This window comes from Streptococcus oralis subsp. dentisani (assembly GCF_002096335.1).
Lineage (GTDB): Bacteria > Bacillota > Bacilli > Lactobacillales > Streptococcaceae > Streptococcus > Streptococcus oralis_Z.
This window is the reverse complement of the sequence record NZ_NCUW01000029.1, coordinates 322,998-346,737: the sequence shown is the minus strand read 5'-3', so window position 1 is coordinate 346,737 and position 23,740 is coordinate 322,998. Positions and strand designations below refer to the sequence as shown.

Sequence of the window (23,740 nt, the reverse complement as noted above, 5' to 3'; positions counted from 1 at the left end):
TGGACATGTTCATCTTCCTTTATACTGTTTTTCGCAACTCTAGTATATCAGATGAACATGTCTTTTGTGTTGCACTTCATTTTACAACAGAGCGAGTTTTTATTGTGCACTTATATTGTATATTCAAGACCAAAATAGAGACTGGTAAGTAAGCTGAGAACATCATTCAACGACAATTTATATCATCAAAACCAGTGCCGTAACATTAAATAGCTATCAAAAAATTTTATATTCAGAATAAATCTTAAAAACATTATTTACTACCAGTTTTAGATGCTATTAAAAGAGACATCATTGCTTCTAGTCCATTTTCATCCCCAAACGTTGCAATATTGGAGGAAGCAGCTACAAAGAAAAATGTGAGATCGCGATGCTCCAGAGCCACTGTGCATATCAACACCCTTCATACTATACTCTAAATTTCAAAAAAAAGACACCAATCGCCTTCTCAGAATATTAGCTGACTCCAATCCACTATAGTTAACAAAAAGCCGAAATTTATAAAGATAAAACAAAAAACAAGGCGTACAAACCTTGTCGTTATTACTATACCGGCGGCCGGGGTCGAACCGGCACGTCCTTGCGGACACTGGATTTTGAGTCCAGCGCGTCTGCCAATTCCGCCACGCCGGCAAATAGTAACTGGGGTAGCTGGATTCGAACCAACGCATGAGGGAGTCAAAGTCCCTTGCCTTACCGCTTGGCTATACCCCAATAATATAAAATAGGCGAGTGATGGGAATCGAACCCACGCATGCCAGAGCCACAATCTGGTGTGTTAACCACTTCACCACACCCGCCATCATCTTATTAACACGGGCAGTAGGAATTGAACCCACACTGAAGGTTTTGGAGACCTTAGTTCTACCTTTAAACTATGCCCGTAACTATGGAAGGGGAGGGATTCGAACCCCCGAACCCGAAGGAGCGGATTTACAGTCCGCCGCGTTTAGCCTCTTCGCTACCCTTCCAGAATTATATATAAAATATGGCGCGAGACGGAATCGAACCGCCGACACATGGAGCTTCAATCCATTGCTCTACCAACTGAGCTACCGAGCCAAATTGCGGGAGCAGGATTTGAACCTACGACCTTCGGGTTATGAGCCCGACGAGCTACCGAGCTGCTCCATCCCGCGTTATTATGAAAGGAGGATGTGGGATTCGAACCCACGCACGCTTTTACACGCCTGACGGTTTTCAAGACCGTTCCCTTCAGCCGGACTTGGGTAATCCTCCATTATTTTCAATGGACCTTGTAGGACTTGAACCTACGACCACTCGGTTATGAGCCGAGAGCTCTAACCAGCTGAGCTAAAGGTCCAACAAGATCATTATAGCGGCGAAGGGGATCGAACCCCCGACCTCCCGGGTATGAACCGGACGCTCTAGCCAGCTGAGCTACACCGCCATCAATCGGGAAGACAGGATTCGAACCTGCGACACCTTGGTCCCAAACCAAGTACTCTACCAAGCTGAGCTACTTCCCGTTTTATAGAAAAATGCACCCTAGAGGAGTCGAACCTCTAACCGCCTGATTCGTAGTCAGGTACTCTATCCAGTTGAGCTAAGGGTGCCCATTAGTATATGCCGAGGACCGGAATCGAACCGGTACGATCGTTACCAATCGCAGGATTTTAAGTCCTGTGCGTCTGCCAGTTCCGCCACCCCGGCCTCTCTAAGCGAACGACGGGATTCGAACCCGCGACCCCCACCTTGGCAAGGTGGTGTTCTACCACTGAACTACGTTCGCATCGACCTCTTATATAAAAAAATGCCGGCTACATGACTTGAACACGCGACCCTCTGATTACAAATCAGATGCTCTACCAACTGAGCTAAGCCGGCTAATCTCTATTATGCGGGTTAAGGGACTTGAACCCCCACGCCGTTAAGCGCCAGATCCTAAATCTGGTGCGTCTGCCAATTCCGCCAAACCCGCTAATATGACCCGTACTGGGCTCGAACCAGTGACCCATTGATTAAAAGTCAATTGCTCTACCAACTGAGCTAACGAGTCTAAAATAACTTCCGTTATCTTAAACGGTCCCGACGGGAATCGAACCCGCGATCTTCGCCGTGACAGGGCGACGTGATAACCGCTACACTACGGGACCTATGGGAGTTAACGGGGTCGAACCGCTGACCCTCTGCTTGTAAGGCAGATGCTCTCCCAGCTGAGCTAAACTCCCAAAAGCTAAGCGACTTCCATATCTCACAGGGGGCAACCCCCAACTACTTCCGGCGTTCTAGGGCTTAACTGCTGTGTTCGGCATGGGTACAGGTGTATCTCCTAGGCTATCGTCACTTAACTCTGAGTAATACCTACTCAAAATTGAATATCTATCAAATGTCAAGTAAACCTCGCGCTTCGTATCCTCAGTTACTTTGGATAAGTCCTCGAGCTATTAGTATTAGTCCGCTACATGTGTCGCCACACTTCCACTTCTAACCTATCTACCTGATCATCTCTCAGGGCTCTTACTGATATATAATCATGGGAAATCTCATCTTGAGGTGGGTTTCACACTTAGATGCTTTCAGCGTTTATCCCTTCCCTACATAGCTACCCAGCGATGCCTTTGGCAAGACAACTGGTACACCAGCGGTAAGTCCACTCTGGTCCTCTCGTACTAGGAGCAGATCCTCTCAAATTTCCTACGCCCGCGACGGATAGGGACCGAACTGTCTCACGACGTTCTGAACCCAGCTCGCGTGCCGCTTTAATGGGCGAACAGCCCAACCCTTGGGACCGACTACAGCCCCAGGATGCGACGAGCCGACATCGAGGTGCCAAACCTCCCCGTCGATGTGAACTCTTGGGGGAGATAAGCCTGTTATCCCCAGGGTAGCTTTTATCCGTTGAGCGATGGCCCTTCCATACGGAACCACCGGATCACTAAGCCCGACTTTCGTCCCTGCTCGAGTTGTTGCTCTCGCAGTCAAGCTCCCTTATACCTTTACACTCTGCGAATGATTTCCAACCATTCTGAGGGAACCTTTGGGCGCCTCCGTTACCTTTTAGGAGGCGACCGCCCCAGTCAAACTGCCCGTCAGACACTGTCTCCGATAGGGATCACCTATCTGGGTTAGAGTGGCCATAACACAAGGGTAGTATCCCAACAACGTCTCCTTCGAAACTGGCGTCCCGAGCTCATAGACTCCTACCTATCCTGTACATGTGGTACAGACACTCAATATCAAACTGCAGTAAAGCTCCATGGGGTCTTTCCGTCCTGTCGCGGGTAACCTGCATCTTCACAGGTACTAAAATTTCACCGAGTCTCTCGTTGAGACAGTGCCCAAATCATTACGCCTTTCGTGCGGGTCGGAACTTACCCGACAAGGAATTTCGCTACCTTAGGACCGTTATAGTTACGGCCGCCGTTTACTGGGGCTTCAATTCATACCTTCGCTTACGCTAAGCACTCCTCTTAACCTTCCAGCACCGGGCAGGCGTCACCCCCTATACATCATCTTACGATTTAGCAGAGAGCTGTGTTTTTGATAAACAGTTGCTTGGGCCTATTCACTGCGGCTGACTTAAAGTCAGCACCCCTTCTCCCGAAGTTACGGGGTCATTTTGCCGAGTTCCTTAACGAGAGTTCTCTCGCTCACCTGAGGCTACTCGCCTCGACTACCTGTGTCGGTTTGCGGTACGGGTAGAGTATGTTTAAACGCTAGAAGCTTTTCTTGGCAGTGTGACGTCACTAACTTCGCTACTAAACTTCGCTCCCCATCACAGCTCAATGTTATAGAACTAAGCATTTAACTCAATTCACACCTCACTGTTTAGACAGACACTTCCAATCGTCTGCTTTAGTTAGCCTACTGCGTCCCTCCATCACTACATACTCTAGTACAGGAATATCAACCTGTTGTCCATCGGATACACCTTTCGGTCTCTCCTTAGGTCCCGACTAACCCAGGGCGGACGAGCCTTCCCCTGGAAACCTTAGTCTTACGGTGGACAGGATTCTCACCTGTCTTTCGCTACTCATACCGGCATTCTCACTTCTATGCGTTCCAGCACTCCTCACGGTATACCTTCTTCACACATAGAACGCTCTCCTACCATACCTATAAAGGTATCCACAGCTTCGGTAAATTGTTTTAGCCCCGGTACATTTTCGGCGCAGGGTCACTCGACTAGTGAGCTATTACGCACTCTTTGAATGAATAGCTGCTTCTAAGCTAACATCCTAGTTGTCTGTGCAACCCCACATCCTTTTCCACTTAACAATTATTTTGGGACCTTAGCTGGTGGTCTGGGCTGTTTCCCTTTCGACTACGGATCTTAGCACTCGCAGTCTGACTGCCGACCATAATTCTTTGGCATTCGGAGTTTATCTGAGATTGGTAATCCGGGATGGACCCCTCACCCAAACAGTGCTCTACCTCCAAGAATCTCTAATGTCGACGCTAGCCCTAAAGCTATTTCGGAGAGAACCAGCTATCTCCAAGTTCGTTTGGAATTTCTCCGCTACCCACAAGTCATCCAAGCACTTTTCAACGTGCCCTGGTTCGGTCCTCCAGTGCGTCTTACCGCACCTTCAACCTGCTCATGGGTAGGTCACATGGTTTCGGGTCTACGACATAATACTAAAGCGCCCTATTCAGACTCGGTTTCCCTGCGGCTCCGTCTCTTCAACTTAACCTCGCATCATATCGTAACTCGCCGGTTCATTCTACAAAAGGCACGCTCTCACCCATTAACGGGCTCGAACTTGTTGTAGGCACACGGTTTCAGGTTCTATTTCACTCCCCTCCCGGGGTGCTTTTCACCTTTCCCTCACGGTACTGGTTCACTATCGGTCACTAGGGAGTATTTAGGGTTGGGAGATGGTCCTCCCAGATTCCGACGGGATTTCACGTGTCCCGCCGTACTCAGGATACTGCTAGGTACAAAGACTATTTTAAATACGAGGCTTTTACTCTCTTTGGCTGATCTTCCCAAATCATTCTTCTATAATCTTTGAGTCCACTTTGCAGTCCTACAACCCCGAAGAGTAAACTCTTCGGTTTGCCCTCCTGCCGTTTCGCTCGCCGCTACTAAGGCAATCGCTTTTGCTTTCTCTTCCTGCAGCTACTTAGATGTTTCAGTTCACTGCGTCTTCCTCCTCATATCCTTAACAGATATGGGTAACAGGTAGTACCTGTTGGGTTCCCCCATTCGGAAATCCCTGGATCATCGCTTACTTACAGCTACCCAAGGCATATCGTCGTTTGTCACGTCCTTCTTCGGCTCCTAGTGCCAAGGCATCCACCGTGCGCCCTTATTAACTTAACCTTATTAACCTAATTTTTTCAAAAATTAGAAAACTAATTAAATACTTACAGCGTTTCGGTTTATTTTCTTGTTACTATTTGATATAGATATTCAATTTTCAATGTGCATTACTTGGTGATCTCTCACCAATGGAGCCTAGCGGGATCGAACCGCTGACCTCCTGCGTGCAAAGCAGGCGCTCTCCCAGCTGAGCTAAGGCCCCACAAGACCTCTCAAGACTAAACAAGACCAATGCGCAGTTCCTTTTCCTTAGAAAGGAGGTGATCCAGCCGCACCTTCCGATACGGCTACCTTGTTACGACTTCACCCCAATCATCTATCCCACCTTAGGCGGCTGGCTCCTAAAAGGTTACCTCACCGACTTCGGGTGTTACAAACTCTCGTGGTGTGACGGGCGGTGTGTACAAGGCCCGGGAACGTATTCACCGCGGCGTGCTGATCCGCGATTACTAGCGATTCCGACTTCATGTAGGCGAGTTGCAGCCTACAATCCGAACTGAGACTGGCTTTAAGAGATTAGCTTGCCGTCACCGGCTTGCGACTCGTTGTACCAGCCATTGTAGCACGTGTGTAGCCCAGGTCATAAGGGGCATGATGATTTGACGTCATCCCCACCTTCCTCCGGTTTATTACCGGCAGTCTCGCTAGAGTGCCCAACTAAATGATGGCAACTAACAATAGGGGTTGCGCTCGTTGCGGGACTTAACCCAACATCTCACGACACGAGCTGACGACAACCATGCACCACCTGTCACCTCTGTCCCGAAGGAAAACTCTATCTCTAGAGCGGTCAGAGGGATGTCAAGACCTGGTAAGGTTCTTCGCGTTGCTTCGAATTAAACCACATGCTCCACCGCTTGTGCGGGCCCCCGTCAATTCCTTTGAGTTTCAACCTTGCGGTCGTACTCCCCAGGCGGAGTGCTTAATGCGTTAGCTGCGGCACTAAACCCCGGAAAGGGTCTAACACCTAGCACTCATCGTTTACGGCGTGGACTACCAGGGTATCTAATCCTGTTTGCTCCCCACGCTTTCGAGCCTCAGCGTCAGTTACAAGCCAGAGAGCCGCTTTCGCCACCGGTGTTCCTCCATATATCTACGCATTTCACCGCTACACATGGAATTCCACTCTCCCCTCTTGCACTCAAGTTAAACAGTTTCCAAAGCGTACTATGGTTAAGCCACAGCCTTTAACTTCAGACTTATCTAACCGCCTGCGCTCGCTTTACGCCCAATAAATCCGGACAACGCTCGGGACCTACGTATTACCGCGGCTGCTGGCACGTAGTTAGCCGTCCCTTTCTGGTAAGATACCGTCACAGTGTGAACTTTCCACTCTCACACTCGTTCTTCTCTTACAACAGAGCTTTACGATCCGAAAACCTTCTTCACTCACGCGGCGTTGCTCGGTCAGACTTCCGTCCATTGCCGAAGATTCCCTACTGCTGCCTCCCGTAGGAGTCTGGGCCGTGTCTCAGTCCCAGTGTGGCCGATCACCCTCTCAGGTCGGCTATGTATCGTCGCCTTGGTGAGCCGTTACCCCACCAACTAGCTAATACAACGCAGGTCCATCTGGTAGTGATGCAATTGCACCTTTTAATTGACTATCATGCAATAGTCAATATTATGCGGTATTAGCTATCGTTTCCAATAGTTATCCCCCGCTACCAGGCAGGTTACCTACGCGTTACTCACCCGTTCGCAACTCATCCAGAGAAGCAAGCTCCTCCTTCAGCGTTCTACTTGCATGTATTAGGCACGCCGCCAGCGTTCGTCCTGAGCCAGGATCAAACTCTCATTAAAAGTTTGAGTTCTCACTCATTTCTGTCACTGACAGATTTATTGTTTTTTCATTGTTCAGTACTACAACCTCAGTTGTAGTGCCCTGCACATTGGTTCGTCTTGTTCAGTTTTCAAAGGTCTTTGTCACTCTTTCTCTCTCAAGCGACAACTATATTAGTATATCACAGCCGCCGACTTTTGTCAACACTTTTTTGAAACTTTTTTTACTTTTTTCAACCCTGCGATACACCATAGTCCGTACGGGATTCGAACCCGTGTTACCGCCGTGAAAAGGCGGTGTCTTAACCCCTTGACCAACGGACCTTGAGCTTTTCAACTCTTTCTATTATACCTACTTTTTTACCTTTGTCAAGAACTTTTTTCCTCTTTACCGAAATTCTGAAAGGATAGGGGAAAAGAGCCAGTTAAACTGACTCCTTCTATTTATCTTGCCAATTAGTCGCACGTTCCTCTCCCCACCAGTAAGGGATCAATTCGGCAACCTTAATTGTTTTTCTTGTTTCGTAGTCCATCATGAACTCTGCTTCTTTATTCTCAGCATTCAATTCTAAGAGAAATTCTCTGCAAGCGCCACAGGGCATACCTGATCCTTCTCCGTAGGGAGGTTTATCTCGAAAGGCGAGGATTTTCTTAACTTTGGTCTGTCCTGAAAATTGATACATATTGAAGAGAGCTGCTCGTTCTGCACAGAGATGAAAAACGCCACAAGTACCCTCCATACAAAATCCTGTAAAAATCTGACCATCTTCTGCTTCTACTGCAGCAACAACATGGTTAGCATAAACAAAGTCAGAAACTTCATGGGGATTGAATAAGGTTCGTGCTTCTTCATACATCTTTTCCCATGTATCCATCGGAAGTCCTTTTTATTTGGAGATCTCTTTCAGCATATTATCGATATGCTGAATTGACTTTTCACGTCCGAGTAAGAAAATGGTGTCTGGTAATTCTGGTCCATGCATTTCACCTGATACAGCAATACGAATCGGCATGAAGAGGTTTTTCCCTTTAATACCTGTTTCTTTTTGAACTGCTTTGATTTGTGGGAAGATGTTTTCTGTCACAAATTCCTCGTCTGTCATTGCTTCTAGTTTCGCTTTGAAGGCTTCTAGAACAACCGGAACGGTTTCTCCTGCCATGACCTCGCGCTCAGCGTCTGTCAACTCTGGGAAATCTGAGAAGAAAAGGTCTGTCAGTGGAACAATCTCGTCTACTGACTTCATTTGTGGCTTGTAGAGTTCTACCATTTTTTCAGATTTATCAGTCAAACGTCCTGCTTCTTCTAAGTATGGTTTGGCCATTTCAAAGATGGTTGTCAAGTCAGCTCTCTTGATATAGTCGTTGCTCATCCAGTCTAGTTTCTTCTGATCAAATGCAGCTGGAGACTTGCTGAGGCGGTTTTCATCAAAGAGTTTAATCAATTCCTCACGAGAGAAAATTTCATCTTCGCCACCTGGATTCCAACCAAGAAGGGCGATAAAGTTAAAGACTGCTTCTGGCAAATAGCCTTTTTTACGGTAGTCTTCTATAAACTGAAGGGTATTGGTGTCACGTTTAGACAATTTTTTACCCGTTTCAGAGTTGATGATCAAAGTCATGTGACCAAACTCTGGTGCTTCCCAACCAAGCGCTTCATAGACCATGAGTTGTTTTGGCGTATTAGCAATATGGTCATCACCGCGGATAACGTGAGAGATTTGCATATCGTGGTCATCGATGACAACGGCAAAGTTGTAAGTTGGGTAACCATCTTTCTTTTGGATAACCCAGTCACCACCGATGTTGCCACCTTCAAACTCGATATCACCTTTGACCATATCATGCCATTTGTAGATACCAGACTCATTGACAGCCAAACGAACAGTTGGGATGATACCAGCTGCTTCACGTTCTGCGATGTAAGCTGCTTTTTCTTCTTCGCTCATGCCAAGATATTCATTGATGTAGCGTGGTGTTTCACCAGCTGCTTCTTGGCGTTCGCGCTCAGCTGCCAACTCTTCTTCTGTAACGTAAGATTTGTAGGCTTTTCCTTCGGCTAGCAATTGGTCGATGTATTTTTGATAGAGTTCCAAACGCTCTGATTGGCGGTAGTTTTCATGAGTTTCTGGGCTTTCATCCCAATCCATGCCCAACCAGCGAAGGTTTTCAAGCTGTGAACGTTCACCATCCTCAACATGGCGTTTTCGGTCTGTATCTTCGATACGAATGATAAAAGTTCCACCATGATGGCGTGCGTAAAGGTAGTTAAACAATGCTGTACGGGCATTTCCGATGTGTAGTAGTCCTGTTGGACTTGGTGCGTAGCGTACGCGGATATCTTTTGACATAGTTTCTCCTATAAAGTCTCTAGGCGTCTGCCTTTTTGCTTTCTATATTATATCACAAGTCTCGCCTGAGTCCAATGTCTATGAATAAAGAGAGTAAAAAGAGTGGTCATACCACTCTTTTCTTCTATTATAGACGTGCGTTAAGCTCTTTGCTCAATTCTTCAAATCCTGGTTTTCCAAGAAGGGCAAACATGTTACGTTTGTAGGCTTCAACACCTGGTTGGTCAAATGGGTTGATGGCATTCAAGTAACCTGAAAGGGCAATTGCCAATTCGAAGAAGTAGATAGTGTAACCAAGAGTGAAGGCATCTTGCTCAGGAAGAGTTACGTACATGTTTGGTACATCACCGTCTGTGTGGGCAAGAAGAACACCGTCAGTTGCTTTTTTGTTTACGAAGTCAACGTCTTTTCCTTGGAGGTAACCAAGTCCATCAAGGTCTTCTTCCAATGTAGGGATGATCACGTTCTTACGTGGTTTATCCACACGGACAACTGTTTCAAACATGATACGAGTTCCTTCTTGGATAAATTGACCCAATGAGTGCAAGTCTGTTGAGAAGTTAGCTGAAGTTGGGTAAATACCTTTTTGGTCTTTTCCTTCTGTTCAGGCACCCCTTGTGGATCCATCTGCTGGGAATTCCCTTGCACTGACTGGCTAGTTTGATTGACTTGCCAATCAACCACTGCGTCATCTATTTTTTCTAATTTAGACCCAGAAGCCTGGACTTTTTGTCCAAGCTCTGAATCAATTTTTTAGACTTTTATTTTTCTAAATTGCTTGATTTTAAATTTTGTTATGGTCAAGCAGTTTCGAAAATCTGAATGGTAGAGTCCTTTTCAATTACTACTGCTTGGTCTGCTGCAACATGGAGAGTGCCCGGCAGGCTGCCCTCTTTTGAACCATCAAAAGAAATCGTGATATGGCCCAGTCCAGTTAAATTTTTTTCTACTACATTTCCTACGGCAGTAATCGAATATTCCTGACTATCTACCACCAGCTTTCCACCTTCTAGTATTGCACCTAGAAGATTTTTGTTATCGATTTTAAAACAATACTCTGCTAAGTCTTCCGGAGCTTCTTCTCCAAACAAAATGAGCATATTGGCATCTTGAATCATATTCTGAGCTTCAGGCCCCACTTGAATTACTTTAGCTTCAAAAATTTTCTTCATCTAATTCCTATTCATCCTTTCTCAAATCTGTCATAAACTTATGCTTATAGATAAGTTTAACATAATAGTTGCTATGTTTACGTGCATCTATCAAAAGTTTACTGATAAAGGCCAATACTAGCTATCCAAGCTACTAGCACCCGCGGAACACCATTGAGAAAGCGTGAATAAAGCACAGAAGGGACACCAACCTCAACTGTTTCAGCCTTGGCTTCAGATAGACCGAGTGCTACAGGAATGAAATCACAACCGTTTTGAGTGTTGATAGCAAATATAGCTGGCAGAGCCATTTGGGGCGGAATAGTCCCTTTGCCGATTTCAACTCCAATTAAGGTTCCAATAATCTGACTGATAACAGCTCCGGGGCCTAACAAAGGAGATAGGAATGGCAAGGAACAGATAAAGCCAATCAAAATGAGTCCCCAGATGTTCCCAGCTAGGGGAACCATTAATTTTGCCAGCCAATTTCCAACACCTGAACCTTGAATAACCCCAATCAGCAAGGAAACAAAGGCCATGAAAGGAATGATCGTGTTGAGCATTGTTTGGATGGCTTCACGAGCAGCCTGGTTGAAAGTCGCAACGACCTTCCCAGCGCCCATCCCAATTCTTGCTACAATACTTGTTTCAGCTTTTTGCTCTGTAATTTTTTTACTAGTATCGTAAGTTGGCTTTTCTGTTACCACAGTTGTCGCTTTTTCGTCTTCATTAGCAGCAGAAATTTGATTAAGGCCAACTGCTGACACATAGATTTCCTCGGTTATATATTGAGCTAGAGGCCCACTTTTCCCTGTAGCGACAATATTTATTGTAGGGATCCCCTTTTTAGGATAAATACCACAGCGAAGAGTACCGCCACAATCCACGATTGCTAAAGCAATTTCCTCATCTGGGATAGAAGTTTTAAACCCATTAACAGCTTCCATACCGGTCAAATCAGCAATTTTATCTACAATATCTGGCTTTTCTCCTCCGCCAGTGATATAGATGAATTTATGCTTAGCTTCACTAGGTGTAATGACCAAAGGTCCTCCGAAACCGCCATTTCCTTTAACAACTTTTATACTCTTATATGACATAATTTCACTCTTTCTATAAATCAAATGTTTTACTCAAGGTAACACCTTGCTGTTTTGCTACATAAGCAGTTGTAAAATCGGTCACCCAACCGCCTACAAAGTTCATGACAAGCCCAACAAGCATGTAACGAATGGCTAAGTCCATTTGACTTAAACCTAAAGTTTGAATTCCTGTTGCAATTCCCATCCATACAAACAATTCCCCAGGATTGATATGCGGAAATACACCATTTGAAGTGTGGCAGAACTGCATCTGAGCTGCTACAAAACTAGGTTTATAATATTCTGGTAAGAAACGTCCCATACTGATTGCCATCGGATTCCCCAGCATAAAGGCAGAAATGAAAGGTAAAATCATATACCGGCTAACAGGATTTTTGGCAGAAATCTTAGCCAGGGAATTGACCTTCTCTTCTCCCAAGAAAGCGATAAGGGTATTCATTGCAATCAATAGCATTAAGACAAGCGGTACAATATTTGTCATCCAGCTAATAAAGGTTTCTCCACCTAATTGGAAGAGTTTCATAAAACTCTCTGCAAAATTTGTAATGTGATTCATAAGGAACTCCCTTTCTTATTTTTTTTAAATAACTGTTTAATAGATAATTGTAAGTAATTCGCATAAAAGCCGAATCCCAGAAAAGAATCAGATGAACTTGTCTCTTTCTCAATACCTGCCTCATTCCAAAGATAGACTTTTCTAGCATCTTCTATGGCTGATTGCATCAACTTATTTTCTTTTCTCACAAGAGGATTATACTTGTCAAAATAATGGATGTCTTCTCCAACATAATCGTCCATATTTTGAAAACGTGCTAAGATTGTGACTCCTTGCATTTTGCTAGCTTTAAGAACCCGACCGTTTTCATCAACCGCGAACATGACAATCGTACCGGATTTGATTCTTCCGGACTTCCTGCCAATCGCTACGCGCCCCAGTTTTCGGAGCATCGTATAGGTCTTATTGAAGTCTTTGAGTTGCTGCCAGCCGAGGAACATTTGAAATATATAAGCTGCCATGACAAATACAGCGAAAATTATTAGCGAATTCATTAAAATACTCCTTTGCTCTTAGAAAATGATAGAAACTCTGTCTCTGTTTCTACAGCCCTCAATGCTTCTTTTAGAGAAGGCTCTCCTGCAATTCGAAAAATGTCGTCATACAATTCCAGCAATTCACTCTCCATTTTGCTTTCAATTTCTGAGGGAATGGCGACTAGAAAGATAAATTCAATCCAATCATCTCCTTTTTGATAAGGCTCTTCTAGCTTTCCAAACATTAAAATAGTCTTTGCATAACCCTGGTTAATTGTATGGGGGAAGGCAATTCCTCCACCAAAAATGGTTGATTGTTTTTTATCCCTATCAATTATCCGATTTCTAAAACCTTCATCAATCATCTGAAGTTTCTCTAACTCTGCAACCATATTTAGCAAGTATTGCTGATAGGTTTTTTGGGGAGTCAAACGAAGAAAACGTAAGCTGACTGTTTCTAGATTTTTTTGATGAAAAGCATTGGCCCTCTGCCATTCTTCCTGCAGCCATTGATCATCAAAAAGATGATTAACTTGAATGACTGGAGATTTAGAATCTTTATATTTTAGAGGAACTGTCGTAAAAATCGCGAAATAGTCCTGATTCAAATCCAGATTAAAATCCTCTTCAGAATACTGAGTAATGTCTACATCATTTCCAAGAATTCGTCTGAGTTGCTGAATAATCATCGCAGCAGTTCCTCTTCCTGTTGTGCAAACTACAGCTATCTGCTTGCGAGAACCATTTACAACAGAGTTTTGCTTTCTTAAAATCATTTCAAAATACAAAGCCAGATATCCGATTTCAGATAATTCCAATTCAGAACCAAAAATTGCAGATAGTTCTTCTCCAGCAATTTTCGCCATTTCAAAAGCAAAAGGATATTGAGTTTGAACCTCGCCATGGAATATATCATTAGCTTGCACATGGAAAATCAGTCGATTGATTAAGGAGCCTAGATGAGACTTGATTTCTTCAAATAATTCTTCATCATCAAAGTTAACCAACATTGTTTCTTTGACTTTCTTGACAATCCCTTGAAAAATGTTTGCAAGCTGTTCAGATTGATAAGACGGCTTGCTTAAAGTGTCAATAAAACGGATATTAAACGGAAAACACAAAAAGTCTATCTCAAACTGACTGAGGGAAATCTTATAAGTCATCTCAATATGATAGATTAATTTTTCAACCAAAGGTGTCTCTGTTAAATCATTCCTATAGTAAGGAATAGGGCAACTCAACACCCTAGATGCATGAATACGCTCCACCATAATTGAAATTGTCTTTCGAAGGAGTTCCTTTGTTTCTTTCGGGATTTTATACTCCTGGAGTAGCGTCTCCAGAAAAGAAGATGTTGCCTCGGTGAGTGTCTTTCCTTCAAAGTAAGGGGCCACTTGGTGAATATAGAGCAAGCGCAAATTCAGCTCGGACCCCAAGACCTCCAGCCCACGGTTGGGCTTTCCTGAAATAGTGATAGAGTAACTCTCTGCCAAAGATTTTACTTGTTTTAAATCCTTATTAAGGGTACTTCTACTAACACCTGCTTCCTCAGCCAAGTCGTCAATAAGAAGAGGGGAGGTTGACTCAATTAAACGTTTTAGTAAATAGGCAATTCTTTTACTGGAAGAATTGAAGTCACTCTCCCGTTTTAAACTACCAGATAAAATCCTTTCCAACTCAGTATAGTCATACACCTCTAACATTAACTGATCATCTTGTGAGATAATCTGGATACTCGGAGCCAAAACATCATTTAATTGTTGGATACTCTTTTGCAAGGTTTGCATACTAATATCCAGCTCTGAGCGCATATCTACCAAGGAATAAGTTGGCTGTGAGACCATTTTATCTAAAATATTATACCACCGATTTACTAAGGTCAACTCTCTTCCCTACCTTCATTGTTTTAACCGCGAGTTTTCCCTCCGGCAATATTTGTAGTGACTCCAGTTATATAGCTAGAACGGTCTGAAATATAGAATGCTACAAGGTCAGCTACTTCCCGTAGTTTACCACTTCGTCCCAAAGGAGTTGTTGAAGTTGAAGCATAACCAGCTCGAATATCTTCTACCGTCTTTCCACGGGTATAAGCAAGAGCTTCCTCATAAGAAAGAGTTCGAAGTCCCGTAGCTTCCATAATTCCTGGAGCAATTCCAACCACACGTACACCATGCTTACCCAGCTCTTTTGCCCATGAACGAGTGTAACTATAGACTGCTGCTTTTGTGGCAGCATAGGCACTTTGTCCTTCAGAACCTTCCAAGCCTGCTTCTGAAGCCATGTTCACAATTACACCTTTTCCATTTTTCACTAAAATACGTCCCACTGCCTGACTAACCAGATACAAACCTTTTTGATTAATCATCGTTACTTTTTCAAACGTTTCATCGTCTAACTCGTAAGGACCTTTAGGATTTTCTGCATCAATTAATAATCTGGGAACATTAATCCCTGCATTATTGACTACCGCATCAATATTGCCAAATCTTTCAACTATTTTGGCAACACCCTCTTCTACTTCAGAGCGAGAAGTTACATCAACTTTTACAAATAATAGATTCGGGTGACGCAAATCGTTGTCGCTAAGATCAAAATTCGCTACATTGACTCCTAATTCCAGCAATTCTTCAACGATTGCCTTACCGATCCCAGATGACGCGCCAGTCACAAGAACTGTTTTGCCTTTTATGTTTAACCAATCATTCATTTTGATACCTCTCAAATTTTATTTACAAGGCAATTATACAGCGCTTTCATAAAAGAATTAAGACACTCTTTTTTACACTTTTAAAAAAAATAATAAACTAATTAAGAGGCTTGTACTAAAAATCCACAAGAAATGAACTTGTGGATCTTTTTATATTCTAAATGAACTCAAAGCATATGAGAATCAAAGGCGTGCATTCAACTCAGCACCCAGCTCTTCAAAGCCTGGTTTCCCAAGAAGAGCAAACATGTTTTTCTTATAAGCTTCAACTCCAGGCTGGTCAAATGGATTGATACCATTCAGGTAGCCAGAAAGAGCAATAGCCAACTCAAAGAAGTAAATAGTGTAGCCCAAAGTGAACTCATCTTGCTCAGGCAGTGTCACAAACATATTTGGAACTCCACCATCAGTGTGTGCTAACAGCACTCCATCTGTAGCTTTTTTATTGACAAAGTCAACATCTTTTCCTTGCAAGTAGCCAAGACCGTCCAAGTCTTCTGCCAATTCAGGAATCAGCACATTTTTGCGAGGTTTATCTACACGGATAACTGTTTCAAAGAGGATACGGGTACCTTCCTGGATAAATTGTCCCAGAGAGTGCAAGTCTGTTGAGAAGTTAGCTGAAGTTGGATAAATCCCTTTTTGGTCTTTCCCTTCTGACTCACCAGCCAGTTGCTTCCACCACTCAGAGAAGTATTGCAGAGATGGTTCATAGTTAGCTAGAACTTCTGTCAGATAACCTTTACGGTACAAGATATTGCGTACAACTGCATATTGATATGCTTCATTTTCAGCCAACTTATCAGAAGCATAAGCCTTGCGAGCAGCATTTGCTCCTTCCATTAACTTGCTGATATCAGCTCCTGCAGCTGCGATTGGCAAGAGCCCCACTGCTGTCAATACTGTAAAACGACCACCTACACTATCAGGCACTACAAAAGTATCCCAGCCATTAGCATCTGCTTCAACTTTAACTGCACCTTTAGCGCGGTCTGTAGTTGCGTAGATACGTTGGTTAGCTTCTTCTTGACCGTACTTCTTAACCAAGAGTTCTTTGAAGACACGGAAAGCAATAGCCGGTTCAGTTGTTGTACCTGATTTAGAAATCACGTTTACTGAGAAATCTTTGTCTGATACATAGTCTACCAAATCAGCCAAATAGCTTGAAGAGATAGAGTTTCCAGCATAGAGGATCTGAGGTGCCTTGCGTTCTTCCTTTCTTTGCAAGTTTACAAATGAATTATTCAAGAAATCAATAGCTGCACGAGCTCCTAAATAGGAACCACCAATACCGATTACGATCAATACCTCACTATCAGATTGGATTTTAGCAGCAGCCTTTTGAATACGAGCAAATTCATCTTTGTCATATTCTTCAGGTAAGTTCAACCAGCCAGTCATTTCTGCCCCAGGACCTGTACCATTTCTCAGAGCAGAATCTGCTGCAGTCACTTGAGGCTGCATATAATCTAGTTCATGTGGTGCAACAAATTTATCTAATACTTTTGAATAATCAAATTTAATATGTGACATAATATTCCTCCAAAATTTCTTCTCTTCTATCATAACCCTTACCTTAGATTTTTTCAAGTTTTTATACTGAATTTTTCCAAATTTTATCATAATTTAAACATTTGCGTAAAAAATGTTACAATATTAAAATTTGAACGAAATAAGACAAAAAAACGACTAGGTTTCCAGTCGTTACAATTCATTCAATAAATACTCAAATAATTCTAAGTTGCCATCCTCTTTATTGACCAAAAATTCTGGATGCCACTGCAAACCAATAATACGGTGTTCATCGATAGATTCGATTGCTTCAATCGTTTGGTCACGTGGATCTACTGCAGTTACGCGGAAATTAGGTGCCAAGTCTTTAATACTTTGACGATGAACTGAGTTTACTTGACTTTCTTTACTAAACAACTTGGACACAACACTTCCTTCCACTGTTTCAATAGAATGTGAAGTTCCAAAAGGTAGACCTTGCCAATGACCTTCAATCTCCTGATTGAGTGTACCACCAAAGGCAACGTTTACCAACTGAACGCCACGACAGATTGCCATAATTGGTTTATTCTGACGAAGCGCTTCTTTCAAGAGGGCTAGTTCAAACTCATCGCGTACAAGGTTGTAATCATCGCTCTCAATAGTCTTTTTCTCTCCATAAAACTGAGGATGGACATTTTGCCCACCTGTCAAGATGAGTTTGTCGATCATTTCCACATAATCGCGCACAACGGACTCATCCCCTACAGGAATCACCAAAGGAAGACCTCCGACTTGACGAATGCTCTCTGCAAATTTACAGGATACAGATGAGTGAATGTTTTTCCCTTCTGCATCTACAGGACATAGATTTGCAGCAACTCCTACAACCGTTCTAGCCATGATGTGTCTCCTTTCGATTTTCTTGCGACAGTCTTATCTTATCACTCCAACCCTTTCCTGTCTAATATGTTTTTTTAAAGACCGTGATAAGTATTTTTTATGGATAAGAAAAAGCTGCCCAATAAGGACAACTTTTCTATTCGAAGACAAATTGATTGTGATACAGTTCTGAGTAGAAACCGCCGAGCTTGAGCAACTCGTGATGATTTCCACGTTCAATAACCTCTCCATCTTTGAGGACAATAATCTGATCGGCATTGAGGATGGTCTTGAGACGATGGGCAATGACAAAACTGGTTCGACCTGCTACAACTGCCTCCATGGCATGTTGAATTTTGCTTTCTGTTACGGTGTCCACATTGGAAGTCGCTTCATCTAAAATTAGGACTTGAGGATCTGTCATCAAGGTCCGAGCGATGGAAATCAATTGTTTCTGACCAGTCGAGAAGATATTTTGCTCATCATCAATAAGGGTATCATACTTGTCAGGCAAGCTTTCAATGTAGTCATGAATATGAGTTGCCTTGGCAGCTGCTTCGACCATTTCCTGACTGGCATCTGGCACACCAAAGCGGATATTGTCTCGGATCGTTCCACTAAACAAGACCGAATCCTGCAAGACAATCCCGACCTTGCTCCGCAGACTGTCCAAATCGTAGTCACGAATGTCTTTCCCATCAAAGCAAATGCTACCTGCATCCACATCGTAGAAACGATTGATGAGGTTCATGATGGTCGTTTTCCCTGAGCCAGTCGGACCGACAACTGCTATCATCTGCCCCTTAGGAGCTGAAATGCTAACATCTTTTAAAATCGGCTTGTCTGGCACATAAGAGAAATCAATGTGACTGATTTCAACACCTTCTCGCAATTCCGTAAAGGCAGGCGCATTTTGCGGACGAATCTCTTCTTCTGCATCAAACATTTCTTGGATACGATCCGCTCCAGTAAAGGCCAACTGGAGACTCCCCCAACTCGCAGCCACCTGGATAATCGGCTGGTAGTACTGCTGAGAAAATTGGGTAAACATGACAATCAAACCTAGGGCTGTCGTTGTTTCGATACTTGGATCGTTCAGTAAGACCGCTGAACCTGCAAAAATGACGATGGCTGTATTGACCAAGCTCATCCCATTCATAACAGGAAAGAGGATGCCTGAGAACATTCTCCCTTTAAAAGTTGCCTTGCGCACGCGCTCATTTTGCTCCATAAAGCCTGCTACGATATCGTCTTGAATTCCTTGTACGATAACAGCTTTCTGTCCAGAAATACTTTCGTCCATGTAGGCGTTGAGTTTCCCAACCTCTTTTTGCTGGAGATTGGTGTACTTGCGGGCCATTTTCACGATGAAGACCAACATGAGAAAGGCCACCGGGGTGCTGGCTACTGTTATCAGAGCTAGCGTCACATTTCTTGAAAACATGACAAAAATCAAACCGATGTAAAGAGCAATATTGCTCATAACCTGAACTAGACTTTCATTGAAGGCTTGAAGGATGTTATCCAAGTCACTAGTGAAGCGAGAAAGGATATCACCATCCTGATGGCGGTCAAAGAAAGAAACCGTCAAACGGGAAAGTTTGCCAAAAAGCCCCTTACGCATCTCATTTGTCGACTCGGCAATCACACGGGTCATCAAGGTCATGTAAATCAAGCTAGACACAACCAAGGCAAGGACCACCAGAGCTAGATTCAGCATCAGAGCTGACAAACTTTGCCAGACTAGTTCTGAAGTCCCATTTTGATAAGCCAGAACCAAATTAGCGAGCTCCGTGACTGCTTGGCCTGAAAAAACTGGAAAGAGGGCTTGGGCAATCGTCGCCACCGCAACCATCAGAATCACAATGACAAAGGAGAACTTGTAAACTTTAAAATAATTCCAGAAAAATCGAACTGTTTTCATTTTATTCCTCCTTCCCCTTTTGTGTTTCGTAGATTTCGCGGTAGACGTCATTGTTAGCTACCAAGTCTGCATGCCGTCCTTCTCCAATCAAACGCCCTTGGTCCAAGACTAAAATCTTGTCTGCATGGACGACTGAACTGATCTTTTGAGCGATGATAATGGTTGTCGTCCCTTTCAGGTCTTTATTCAAAGCTTCCTGTACGAGTCTTTCTGACTTAGCATCCAAGGCCGAAGTCGAATCGTCAAAGATCAGGATACGGGGATTGCTGACAATCCCACGGGCAATGGACATCCGTTGCTTTTGTCCACCAGAAAAGTTGGTGCCACGTTCTTCGACCTGACTCTCAAATTTGTTTTCCATGCGTCCGATAAATTCGCTGGCTTGAGCGATTTGTGCTGCACGTTCCAGTTCTGACACGCTGGCATTACTTTTTCCTTGACGGAGATTATCTGCAATGGTTCCGCTAAAGAGAATAGCACGTTGCAAGACGATGGAAACTGTTTTACGCAAGGTTCCCTCGCTGACATTTCGAATATCTTTACCACCAATCTTAATAGCCCCCTCCTGTGGATCAAACAGTCGTGGAATTAACTGAGCAAGAGTGGACTTACCTGCCCCAGTCGCTCCAACCACACCGACCATCTGACCAGGCGCAATATCAAAGGTTACATTTTTCAGCATAGGCTCATCATCATTGGGATAGGTAAAGGTCACATTTTCAAAAGAGAGACTTCCTTCTAACTCTTCATCTGGGAGATTTTTAAAGGTCATCGCTGGCTCGGTATCTAAAATCTCACGAATACGGCGTAAGGAAATCATGGCACGGCTGACAGAATTTCCCAAAAAACCAACCATGATGATAGTAAAGATAATCTGGCTGAGATAATTGATAAAGGAAGCAATCGAACCCACTACAGATGGATCTGACTGAGCCATTCCAGCTACCAACCAGATAGAGAGAAAGACCGCGCCATAACCCACTAGCATCATAACGGGTTCTATAACTGAGAAGGCATAACCGATATAAAGATTTTGGCCGAGAAGTTCATCAGAAACCTCGGTAAATTTGGTAAACTGTGCTTTTTCCTGCACAAAGGATTTGACTACACGCACACCACGTAGATTTTCTTTTGCAATAGCATTGATCCGTTCAAGAAGGGTTTGAAACTTGGCAAATCGTGGTCCCATCATCCCCATCATAATAGCAGTTAGTGCAAAGATTAGGAGCACCATAAGGACAATCACCCACCAAAGTGATGGAAGAGTGTGAACCGCCAAGATAAAAGAACCGATAAAGAGAAGAGGGAGACGGAAGAGGATTTGAAAAGCCATCATCACCACGTTCTGAATTTGGTTGATATCATTGGTCATACGGACGACAAGATTACCCGCATTAAACTGCTCGATATTGGCATAAGAAAAAGTCTGAATCTTGCGAAAAGCGTCTTCCCGAAGGTCCGAAGACACTCCTTGAGCAATATAGGCTGCAAGCGTCACATTGACCCCACCTGCAACCAAACCGACTAGGGCTACTCCTATCAACCAAGCACCAATACTATAGATGGCCTCATTTTGTCCGGCCAACAAAGCCTCTAACACCTCTTGCAAATAGCGCGGTTGCAAGAGCGAGCTTGCGACCATCAAGCCTGTCATCACCAGAGATGCCAAGGCCTGCCATTTATAGGTTTTTATTTTTTTAATGAGCATAATTCCTCCTAATAAAATAGATAAAGGGAGCGACTTCCTGCGTCAACTCCTTCTCATTCGTTCATATTGATGTTATTCTAGCAAAAAAGAGGAATCTTGTCAAAAAAGTCTCCTTATTATAAATTAGTACGCTTTCATCCACAGGTGATGCATGAAAAGGCTTTTTATGGTAAAATGAAAGGAAGAACTCTTACAAGGAGGAAAAAATGAAGAAACAAACCATCGCTGTCTTGGGTCCTGGTTCTTGGGGAACTGCCCTTTCGCAGGTCCTAAACGACAATGGACACGAGGTTCGCATTTGGGGAAATGTCCCTGACCAAATCGATGAAATCAATAGCCAACATACAAATAAACGCTACTTTAAAGATATCCTACTCGACGAAAACATCAAGGCCTACCATGACTTGGGAGAAACATTAAAGGGTGTGGATGCTGTTCTATTTGTAGTCCCAACAAAAGTAACGAGACTGGTTGCCCAACAAGTAGCAAAGGTACTCGATCACAAGGTTGTCCTCATGCATGCCTCCAAAGGCTTGGAACCAGATAGTCACAAACGCCTCTCAACCATTCTTGAAGAAGAAATTCCAGCTGACCTCCGTAGTGAAGTCGTTGTTGTTTCAGGACCTAGCCACGCTGAGGAAACCATTGTACGCGATATCACCTTGATTACTGCAGCATCTAAAGATCTTAAAACTGCCCAGTATGTCCAAAATCTCTTTAGCAATCACTACTTCCGCCTCTATACCAATACGGATGTTATCGGGGTTGAAACCGCTGGTGCTCTTAAAAACATCATCGCAGTTGGTGCAGGTGCATTACATGGCCTAGGCTTTGGCGACAATGCCAAAGCGGCCATCATCACTCGTGGCTTGGCAGAAATCACCCGCCTAGGGGTCGCTCTTGGAGCTAATCCTCTGACTTATAGCGGTCTTTCTGGAGTCGGTGATTTGATCGTAACGGGGACATCTGTCCACTCTCGTAACTGGAGAGCGGGTGACGCTCTCGGTCGTGGAGAATCCCTAGCAGACATCGAATCCAACATGGGCATGGTCATTGAAGGAATTTCAACAACTCGAGCAGCTTACGAACTGGCTCAGGAATTGGGTGTCTACATGCCAATCACGCAGGCTATTTACCGAGTTATCTATGAAGGTGTCAATATCAAAGAAGCAATCAACGACATCATGAGTAATGAATTTAAAGCAGAAAACGAATGGTCTTAGACCTTTAGAGAAAGGAATATTATGAAACAAAAAGTAAGAAAAGCAATTATCCCTGCAGCTGGATTAGGAACTCGTTTCCTCCCAGCAACTAAGGCCTTGGCTAAGGAAATGTTACCAATCGTCGACAAACCAACGATCCAGTTTATCGTTGAAGAGGCCCTCAAATCTGGCATTGAAGACATCTTGGTTGTTACGGGTAAGTCAAAACGTTCCATTGAGGACCACTTCGACTCAAACTTCGAATTGGAATACAACCTCAAAGAAAAAGGGAAAACAGATCTTTTGAAACTAGTTGATGAGACAACCGGCATGCGCCTGCATTTTATCCGCCAAACTCATCCACGTGGTCTCGGAGATGCTGTCTTGCAAGCCAAAGCTTTCGTCGGAAATGAACCTTTTGTCGTTATGCTTGGTGATGACTTGATGGATATCACGAACGAAAAGGCTGTTCCACTTACCAAACAACTCATGGATGACTACGAGCGTACCCACGCCTCTACTATCGCTGTCATGCCAGTCCCTCACGACGAAGTCTCTGCTTACGGGGTTATTGCCCCGCAAGGGGAAGGACAAGACGGCCTTTACAGCGTTGAAACCTTCGTTGAAAAACCTGCACCAGAGGATGCTCCTAGCGACCTTGCTATCATCGGACGCTACCTCCTCGCTCCTGAAATTTTCCAAATCCTCGAAAACCAAGCTCCAGGTGCAGGAAATGAAATTCAGCTGACAGATGCAATCGATACCCTCAATAAAACACAACGTGTATTTGCTCGTGAGTTCAAGGGGGCTCGTTACGATGTCGGAGACAAGTTTGGCTTTATGAAAACCTCCATCGACTACGCTCTTAAACACCCACAAGTCAAAGACGACTTGAAAGACTACCTCATCCAACTCGGAAAAGAGTTAGCTGAGGAAAAATAAGACAATGATCAAGTTATCATAAACAAGGAAACACCCAATATTCGCCCCCAAAACTTGGAAAAATCTAAGTTTGGGGGCTTTTTTTCACCCTCTACTGAACTCTTCTGTCATATAGACTCATGAAGTTTTTCCTAAAAGACGTGAAAAGGAGAAAAAGACTTAGTCCTGCCAATTTCAAGAC

The 23,740-nt window shown here is 43.8% G+C and carries 14 protein-coding genes, 21 tRNA genes, 3 rRNA genes and 1 pseudogene; 2 read left to right on the top strand and 37 right to left on the bottom strand.

What is annotated here, in order from left to right; genetic code table 11:
* Nucleotides 1-549: 549 nt before the first annotated feature.
* From B7709_RS06480 to B7709_RS06295, 37 genes and pseudogenes are all read right to left on the bottom strand, one after another.
* Nucleotides 550-633: transfer RNA gene (locus B7709_RS06480), tRNA-Leu, on the bottom strand.
* Between the two features lie 9 nt (nucleotides 634-642).
* Nucleotides 643-714 (bottom strand) — tRNA-Gln (locus B7709_RS06475).
* A 13-nt stretch (nucleotides 715-727) separates the two neighbouring features.
* Nucleotides 728-800: transfer RNA gene (locus B7709_RS06470), tRNA-His, on the bottom strand.
* A 14-nt stretch (nucleotides 801-814) separates the two neighbouring features.
* Nucleotides 815-885, bottom strand: a tRNA-Trp gene (locus tag B7709_RS06465).
* Between the two features lie 5 nt (nucleotides 886-890).
* Nucleotides 891-971 (bottom strand) — tRNA-Tyr (locus B7709_RS06460).
* Between the two features lie 18 nt (nucleotides 972-989).
* A tRNA-Phe gene (locus tag B7709_RS06455) sits at nucleotides 990-1,062 on the bottom strand.
* A 3-nt stretch (nucleotides 1,063-1,065) separates the two neighbouring features.
* A tRNA-Met gene (locus B7709_RS06450) sits at nucleotides 1,066-1,139 on the bottom strand.
* 10 nt (nucleotides 1,140-1,149) lie between these two features.
* Nucleotides 1,150-1,239, bottom strand: a tRNA-Ser gene (locus B7709_RS06445).
* 11 nt (nucleotides 1,240-1,250) lie between these two features.
* Nucleotides 1,251-1,324: transfer RNA gene (locus B7709_RS06440), tRNA-Ile, on the bottom strand.
* 13 nt (nucleotides 1,325-1,337) lie between these two features.
* A tRNA-Met gene (locus B7709_RS06435) sits at nucleotides 1,338-1,411 on the bottom strand.
* Between the two features lie 5 nt (nucleotides 1,412-1,416).
* Nucleotides 1,417-1,490: transfer RNA gene (locus B7709_RS06430), tRNA-Pro, on the bottom strand.
* A gap of 13 nt (nucleotides 1,491-1,503) precedes the next feature.
* A tRNA-Arg gene (locus B7709_RS06425) sits at nucleotides 1,504-1,577 on the bottom strand.
* 11 nt (nucleotides 1,578-1,588) lie between these two features.
* Nucleotides 1,589-1,674, bottom strand: a tRNA-Leu gene (locus B7709_RS06420).
* Between the two features lie 7 nt (nucleotides 1,675-1,681).
* Nucleotides 1,682-1,753, bottom strand: a tRNA-Gly gene (locus B7709_RS06415).
* A gap of 22 nt (nucleotides 1,754-1,775) precedes the next feature.
* A tRNA-Thr gene (locus tag B7709_RS06410) sits at nucleotides 1,776-1,848 on the bottom strand.
* Nucleotides 1,849-1,860: 12 nt separating this feature from the next.
* Nucleotides 1,861-1,942 (bottom strand) — tRNA-Leu (locus B7709_RS06405).
* Between the two features lie 5 nt (nucleotides 1,943-1,947).
* Nucleotides 1,948-2,020, bottom strand: a tRNA-Lys gene (locus B7709_RS06400).
* 24 nt (nucleotides 2,021-2,044) lie between these two features.
* Nucleotides 2,045-2,117: transfer RNA gene (locus B7709_RS06395), tRNA-Asp, on the bottom strand.
* Nucleotides 2,118-2,119: 2 nt separating this feature from the next.
* Nucleotides 2,120-2,192: transfer RNA gene (locus B7709_RS06390), tRNA-Val, on the bottom strand.
* Between the two features lie 4 nt (nucleotides 2,193-2,196).
* A 5S ribosomal RNA gene (rrf, locus tag B7709_RS06385) occupies nucleotides 2,197-2,312 on the bottom strand.
* A 76-nt stretch (nucleotides 2,313-2,388) separates the two neighbouring features.
* Nucleotides 2,389-5,290 (bottom strand): 23S ribosomal RNA (locus tag B7709_RS06380).
* A 129-nt stretch (nucleotides 5,291-5,419) separates the two neighbouring features.
* Nucleotides 5,420-5,492, bottom strand: a tRNA-Ala gene (locus tag B7709_RS06375).
* Nucleotides 5,493-5,543: 51 nt separating this feature from the next.
* A 16S ribosomal RNA gene (locus B7709_RS06370) occupies nucleotides 5,544-7,090 on the bottom strand.
* Together the 16S, 23S and 5S rRNA genes with 21 tRNA genes alongside form the textbook arrangement of a ribosomal RNA operon.
* A gap of 231 nt (nucleotides 7,091-7,321) precedes the next feature.
* A tRNA-Glu gene (locus B7709_RS06360) sits at nucleotides 7,322-7,393 on the bottom strand.
* A 116-nt stretch (nucleotides 7,394-7,509) separates the two neighbouring features.
* On the bottom strand, nucleotides 7,510-7,944 hold the full coding sequence (locus tag B7709_RS06355; protein ID WP_000382004.1) for a cytidine deaminase family protein: 435 nt from the start codon (nucleotides 7,942-7,944) through the stop codon (nucleotides 7,510-7,512).
* 12 nt (nucleotides 7,945-7,956) lie between these two features.
* Nucleotides 7,957-9,417 (bottom strand): glutamate--tRNA ligase, encoded by a 1,461-nt coding sequence (gene gltX, locus B7709_RS06350; RefSeq protein ID WP_084882692.1) that lies wholly within the window; start codon nucleotides 9,415-9,417, stop codon nucleotides 7,957-7,959.
* Between the two features lie 127 nt (nucleotides 9,418-9,544).
* Nucleotides 9,545-10,021, bottom strand: a pseudogene (pgi, locus tag B7709_RS06345) (glucose-6-phosphate isomerase); the annotation flags it as partial.
* A gap of 196 nt (nucleotides 10,022-10,217) precedes the next feature.
* Complete coding sequence (locus tag B7709_RS06340) at nucleotides 10,218-10,589, bottom strand: PTS glucitol/sorbitol transporter subunit IIA (protein ID WP_008808177.1); 372 nt, start codon at nucleotides 10,587-10,589, stop codon at nucleotides 10,218-10,220.
* Between the two features lie 98 nt (nucleotides 10,590-10,687).
* Complete coding sequence (gene srlE, locus B7709_RS06335; RefSeq protein WP_038804194.1) at nucleotides 10,688-11,668, bottom strand: PTS glucitol/sorbitol transporter subunit IIB; 981 nt, start codon at nucleotides 11,666-11,668, stop codon at nucleotides 10,688-10,690.
* 13 nt (nucleotides 11,669-11,681) lie between these two features.
* A complete protein-coding gene (gene srlA / locus B7709_RS06330; RefSeq protein WP_001015684.1) occupies nucleotides 11,682-12,227 on the bottom strand; it encodes a PTS glucitol/sorbitol transporter subunit IIC in 546 nt (181 codons plus the stop codon).
* Nucleotides 12,224-12,721, bottom strand: coding sequence for a transcriptional regulator GutM (locus B7709_RS06325; RefSeq protein ID WP_033585448.1), 498 nt, complete (start codon nucleotides 12,719-12,721; stop codon nucleotides 12,224-12,226). The genes srlA and B7709_RS06325 overlap by 4 nt, the downstream gene beginning before the upstream one ends.
* Nucleotides 12,721-14,547, bottom strand: coding sequence for a BglG family transcription antiterminator (locus B7709_RS06320; RefSeq protein WP_080639548.1), 1,827 nt, complete (start codon nucleotides 14,545-14,547; stop codon nucleotides 12,721-12,723). The genes B7709_RS06325 and B7709_RS06320 overlap by 1 nt, the downstream gene beginning before the upstream one ends.
* A gap of 62 nt (nucleotides 14,548-14,609) precedes the next feature.
* Complete coding sequence (locus B7709_RS06315) at nucleotides 14,610-15,410, bottom strand: SDR family oxidoreductase (RefSeq protein ID WP_038804195.1); 801 nt, start codon at nucleotides 15,408-15,410, stop codon at nucleotides 14,610-14,612.
* A 183-nt stretch (nucleotides 15,411-15,593) separates the two neighbouring features.
* On the bottom strand, nucleotides 15,594-16,943 hold the full coding sequence (locus tag B7709_RS06310; RefSeq protein WP_000018239.1) for a glucose-6-phosphate isomerase: 1,350 nt from the start codon (nucleotides 16,941-16,943) through the stop codon (nucleotides 15,594-15,596).
* Between the two features lie 171 nt (nucleotides 16,944-17,114).
* Nucleotides 17,115-17,804 (bottom strand): gamma-glutamyl-gamma-aminobutyrate hydrolase family protein, encoded by a 690-nt coding sequence (locus B7709_RS06305; RefSeq protein WP_084972144.1) that lies wholly within the window; start codon nucleotides 17,802-17,804, stop codon nucleotides 17,115-17,117.
* 136 nt (nucleotides 17,805-17,940) lie between these two features.
* The gene (locus B7709_RS06300; RefSeq protein WP_084972143.1) at nucleotides 17,941-19,707 is read right to left on the bottom strand and encodes an ABC transporter ATP-binding protein; all 1,767 of its coding nucleotides are present in this window, start codon (nucleotides 19,705-19,707) and stop codon (nucleotides 17,941-17,943) included.
* Between the two features lies 1 nt (nucleotide 19,708).
* The gene (locus tag B7709_RS06295; RefSeq protein WP_084972142.1) at nucleotides 19,709-21,415 is read right to left on the bottom strand and encodes an ABC transporter ATP-binding protein; all 1,707 of its coding nucleotides are present in this window, start codon (nucleotides 21,413-21,415) and stop codon (nucleotides 19,709-19,711) included.
* Nucleotides 21,416-21,621: 206 nt separating this feature from the next.
* On the opposite strand from B7709_RS06295, the gene B7709_RS06290 reads away from it, so the two are divergent.
* Together B7709_RS06290 and galU are read left to right on the top strand one after the other, a co-directional pair.
* On the top strand, nucleotides 21,622-22,638 hold the full coding sequence (locus B7709_RS06290; RefSeq protein WP_084972141.1) for an NAD(P)H-dependent glycerol-3-phosphate dehydrogenase: 1,017 nt from the start codon (nucleotides 21,622-21,624) through the stop codon (nucleotides 22,636-22,638).
* A gap of 21 nt (nucleotides 22,639-22,659) precedes the next feature.
* Nucleotides 22,660-23,559, top strand: a complete 900-nt coding sequence (gene galU / locus B7709_RS06285; protein WP_084972140.1) for a UTP--glucose-1-phosphate uridylyltransferase GalU — start codon at nucleotides 22,660-22,662, stop codon at nucleotides 23,557-23,559.
* The last annotated feature ends 181 nt before the right edge of the window (nucleotides 23,560-23,740 follow it).

Bases quoted from the DNA above. Each gene is read 5' to 3' on its own strand.
- B7709_RS06355 (WP_000382004.1), bottom strand. From the start codon at position 7,944: ATGGATACATGGGAAAAGATGTATGAAGAAGCACGAACCTTATTCAAT.
- gltX (WP_084882692.1), bottom strand. From the start codon at position 9,417: ATGTCAAAAGATATCCGCGTACGCTACGCACCAAGTCCAACAGGACTA.
- B7709_RS06340 (WP_008808177.1), bottom strand. From the start codon at position 10,589: ATGAAGAAAATTTTTGAAGCTAAAGTAATTCAAGTGGGGCCTGAAGCT.
- srlE (WP_038804194.1), bottom strand. From the start codon at position 11,668: ATGTCATATAAGAGTATAAAAGTTGTTAAAGGAAATGGCGGTTTCGGA.
- srlA (WP_001015684.1), bottom strand. From the start codon at position 12,227: ATGAATCACATTACAAATTTTGCAGAGAGTTTTATGAAACTCTTCCAA.
- B7709_RS06325 (WP_033585448.1), bottom strand. From the start codon at position 12,721: ATGAATTCGCTAATAATTTTCGCTGTATTTGTCATGGCAGCTTATATA.
- B7709_RS06320 (WP_080639548.1), bottom strand. From the start codon at position 14,547: ATGGTCTCACAGCCAACTTATTCCTTGGTAGATATGCGCTCAGAGCTG.
- B7709_RS06315 (WP_038804195.1), bottom strand. From the start codon at position 15,410: ATGAATGATTGGTTAAACATAAAAGGCAAAACAGTTCTTGTGACTGGC.
- B7709_RS06310 (WP_000018239.1), bottom strand. From the start codon at position 16,943: ATGTCACATATTAAATTTGATTATTCAAAAGTATTAGATAAATTTGTT.
- B7709_RS06305 (WP_084972144.1), bottom strand. From the start codon at position 17,804: ATGGCTAGAACGGTTGTAGGAGTTGCTGCAAATCTATGTCCTGTAGAT.
- B7709_RS06300 (WP_084972143.1), bottom strand. From the start codon at position 19,707: ATGAAAACAGTTCGATTTTTCTGGAATTATTTTAAAGTTTACAAGTTC.
- B7709_RS06295 (WP_084972142.1), bottom strand. From the start codon at position 21,415: ATGCTCATTAAAAAAATAAAAACCTATAAATGGCAGGCCTTGGCATCT.
- B7709_RS06290 (WP_084972141.1), top strand. From the start codon at position 21,622: ATGAAGAAACAAACCATCGCTGTCTTGGGTCCTGGTTCTTGGGGAACT.
- galU (WP_084972140.1), top strand. From the start codon at position 22,660: ATGAAACAAAAAGTAAGAAAAGCAATTATCCCTGCAGCTGGATTAGGA.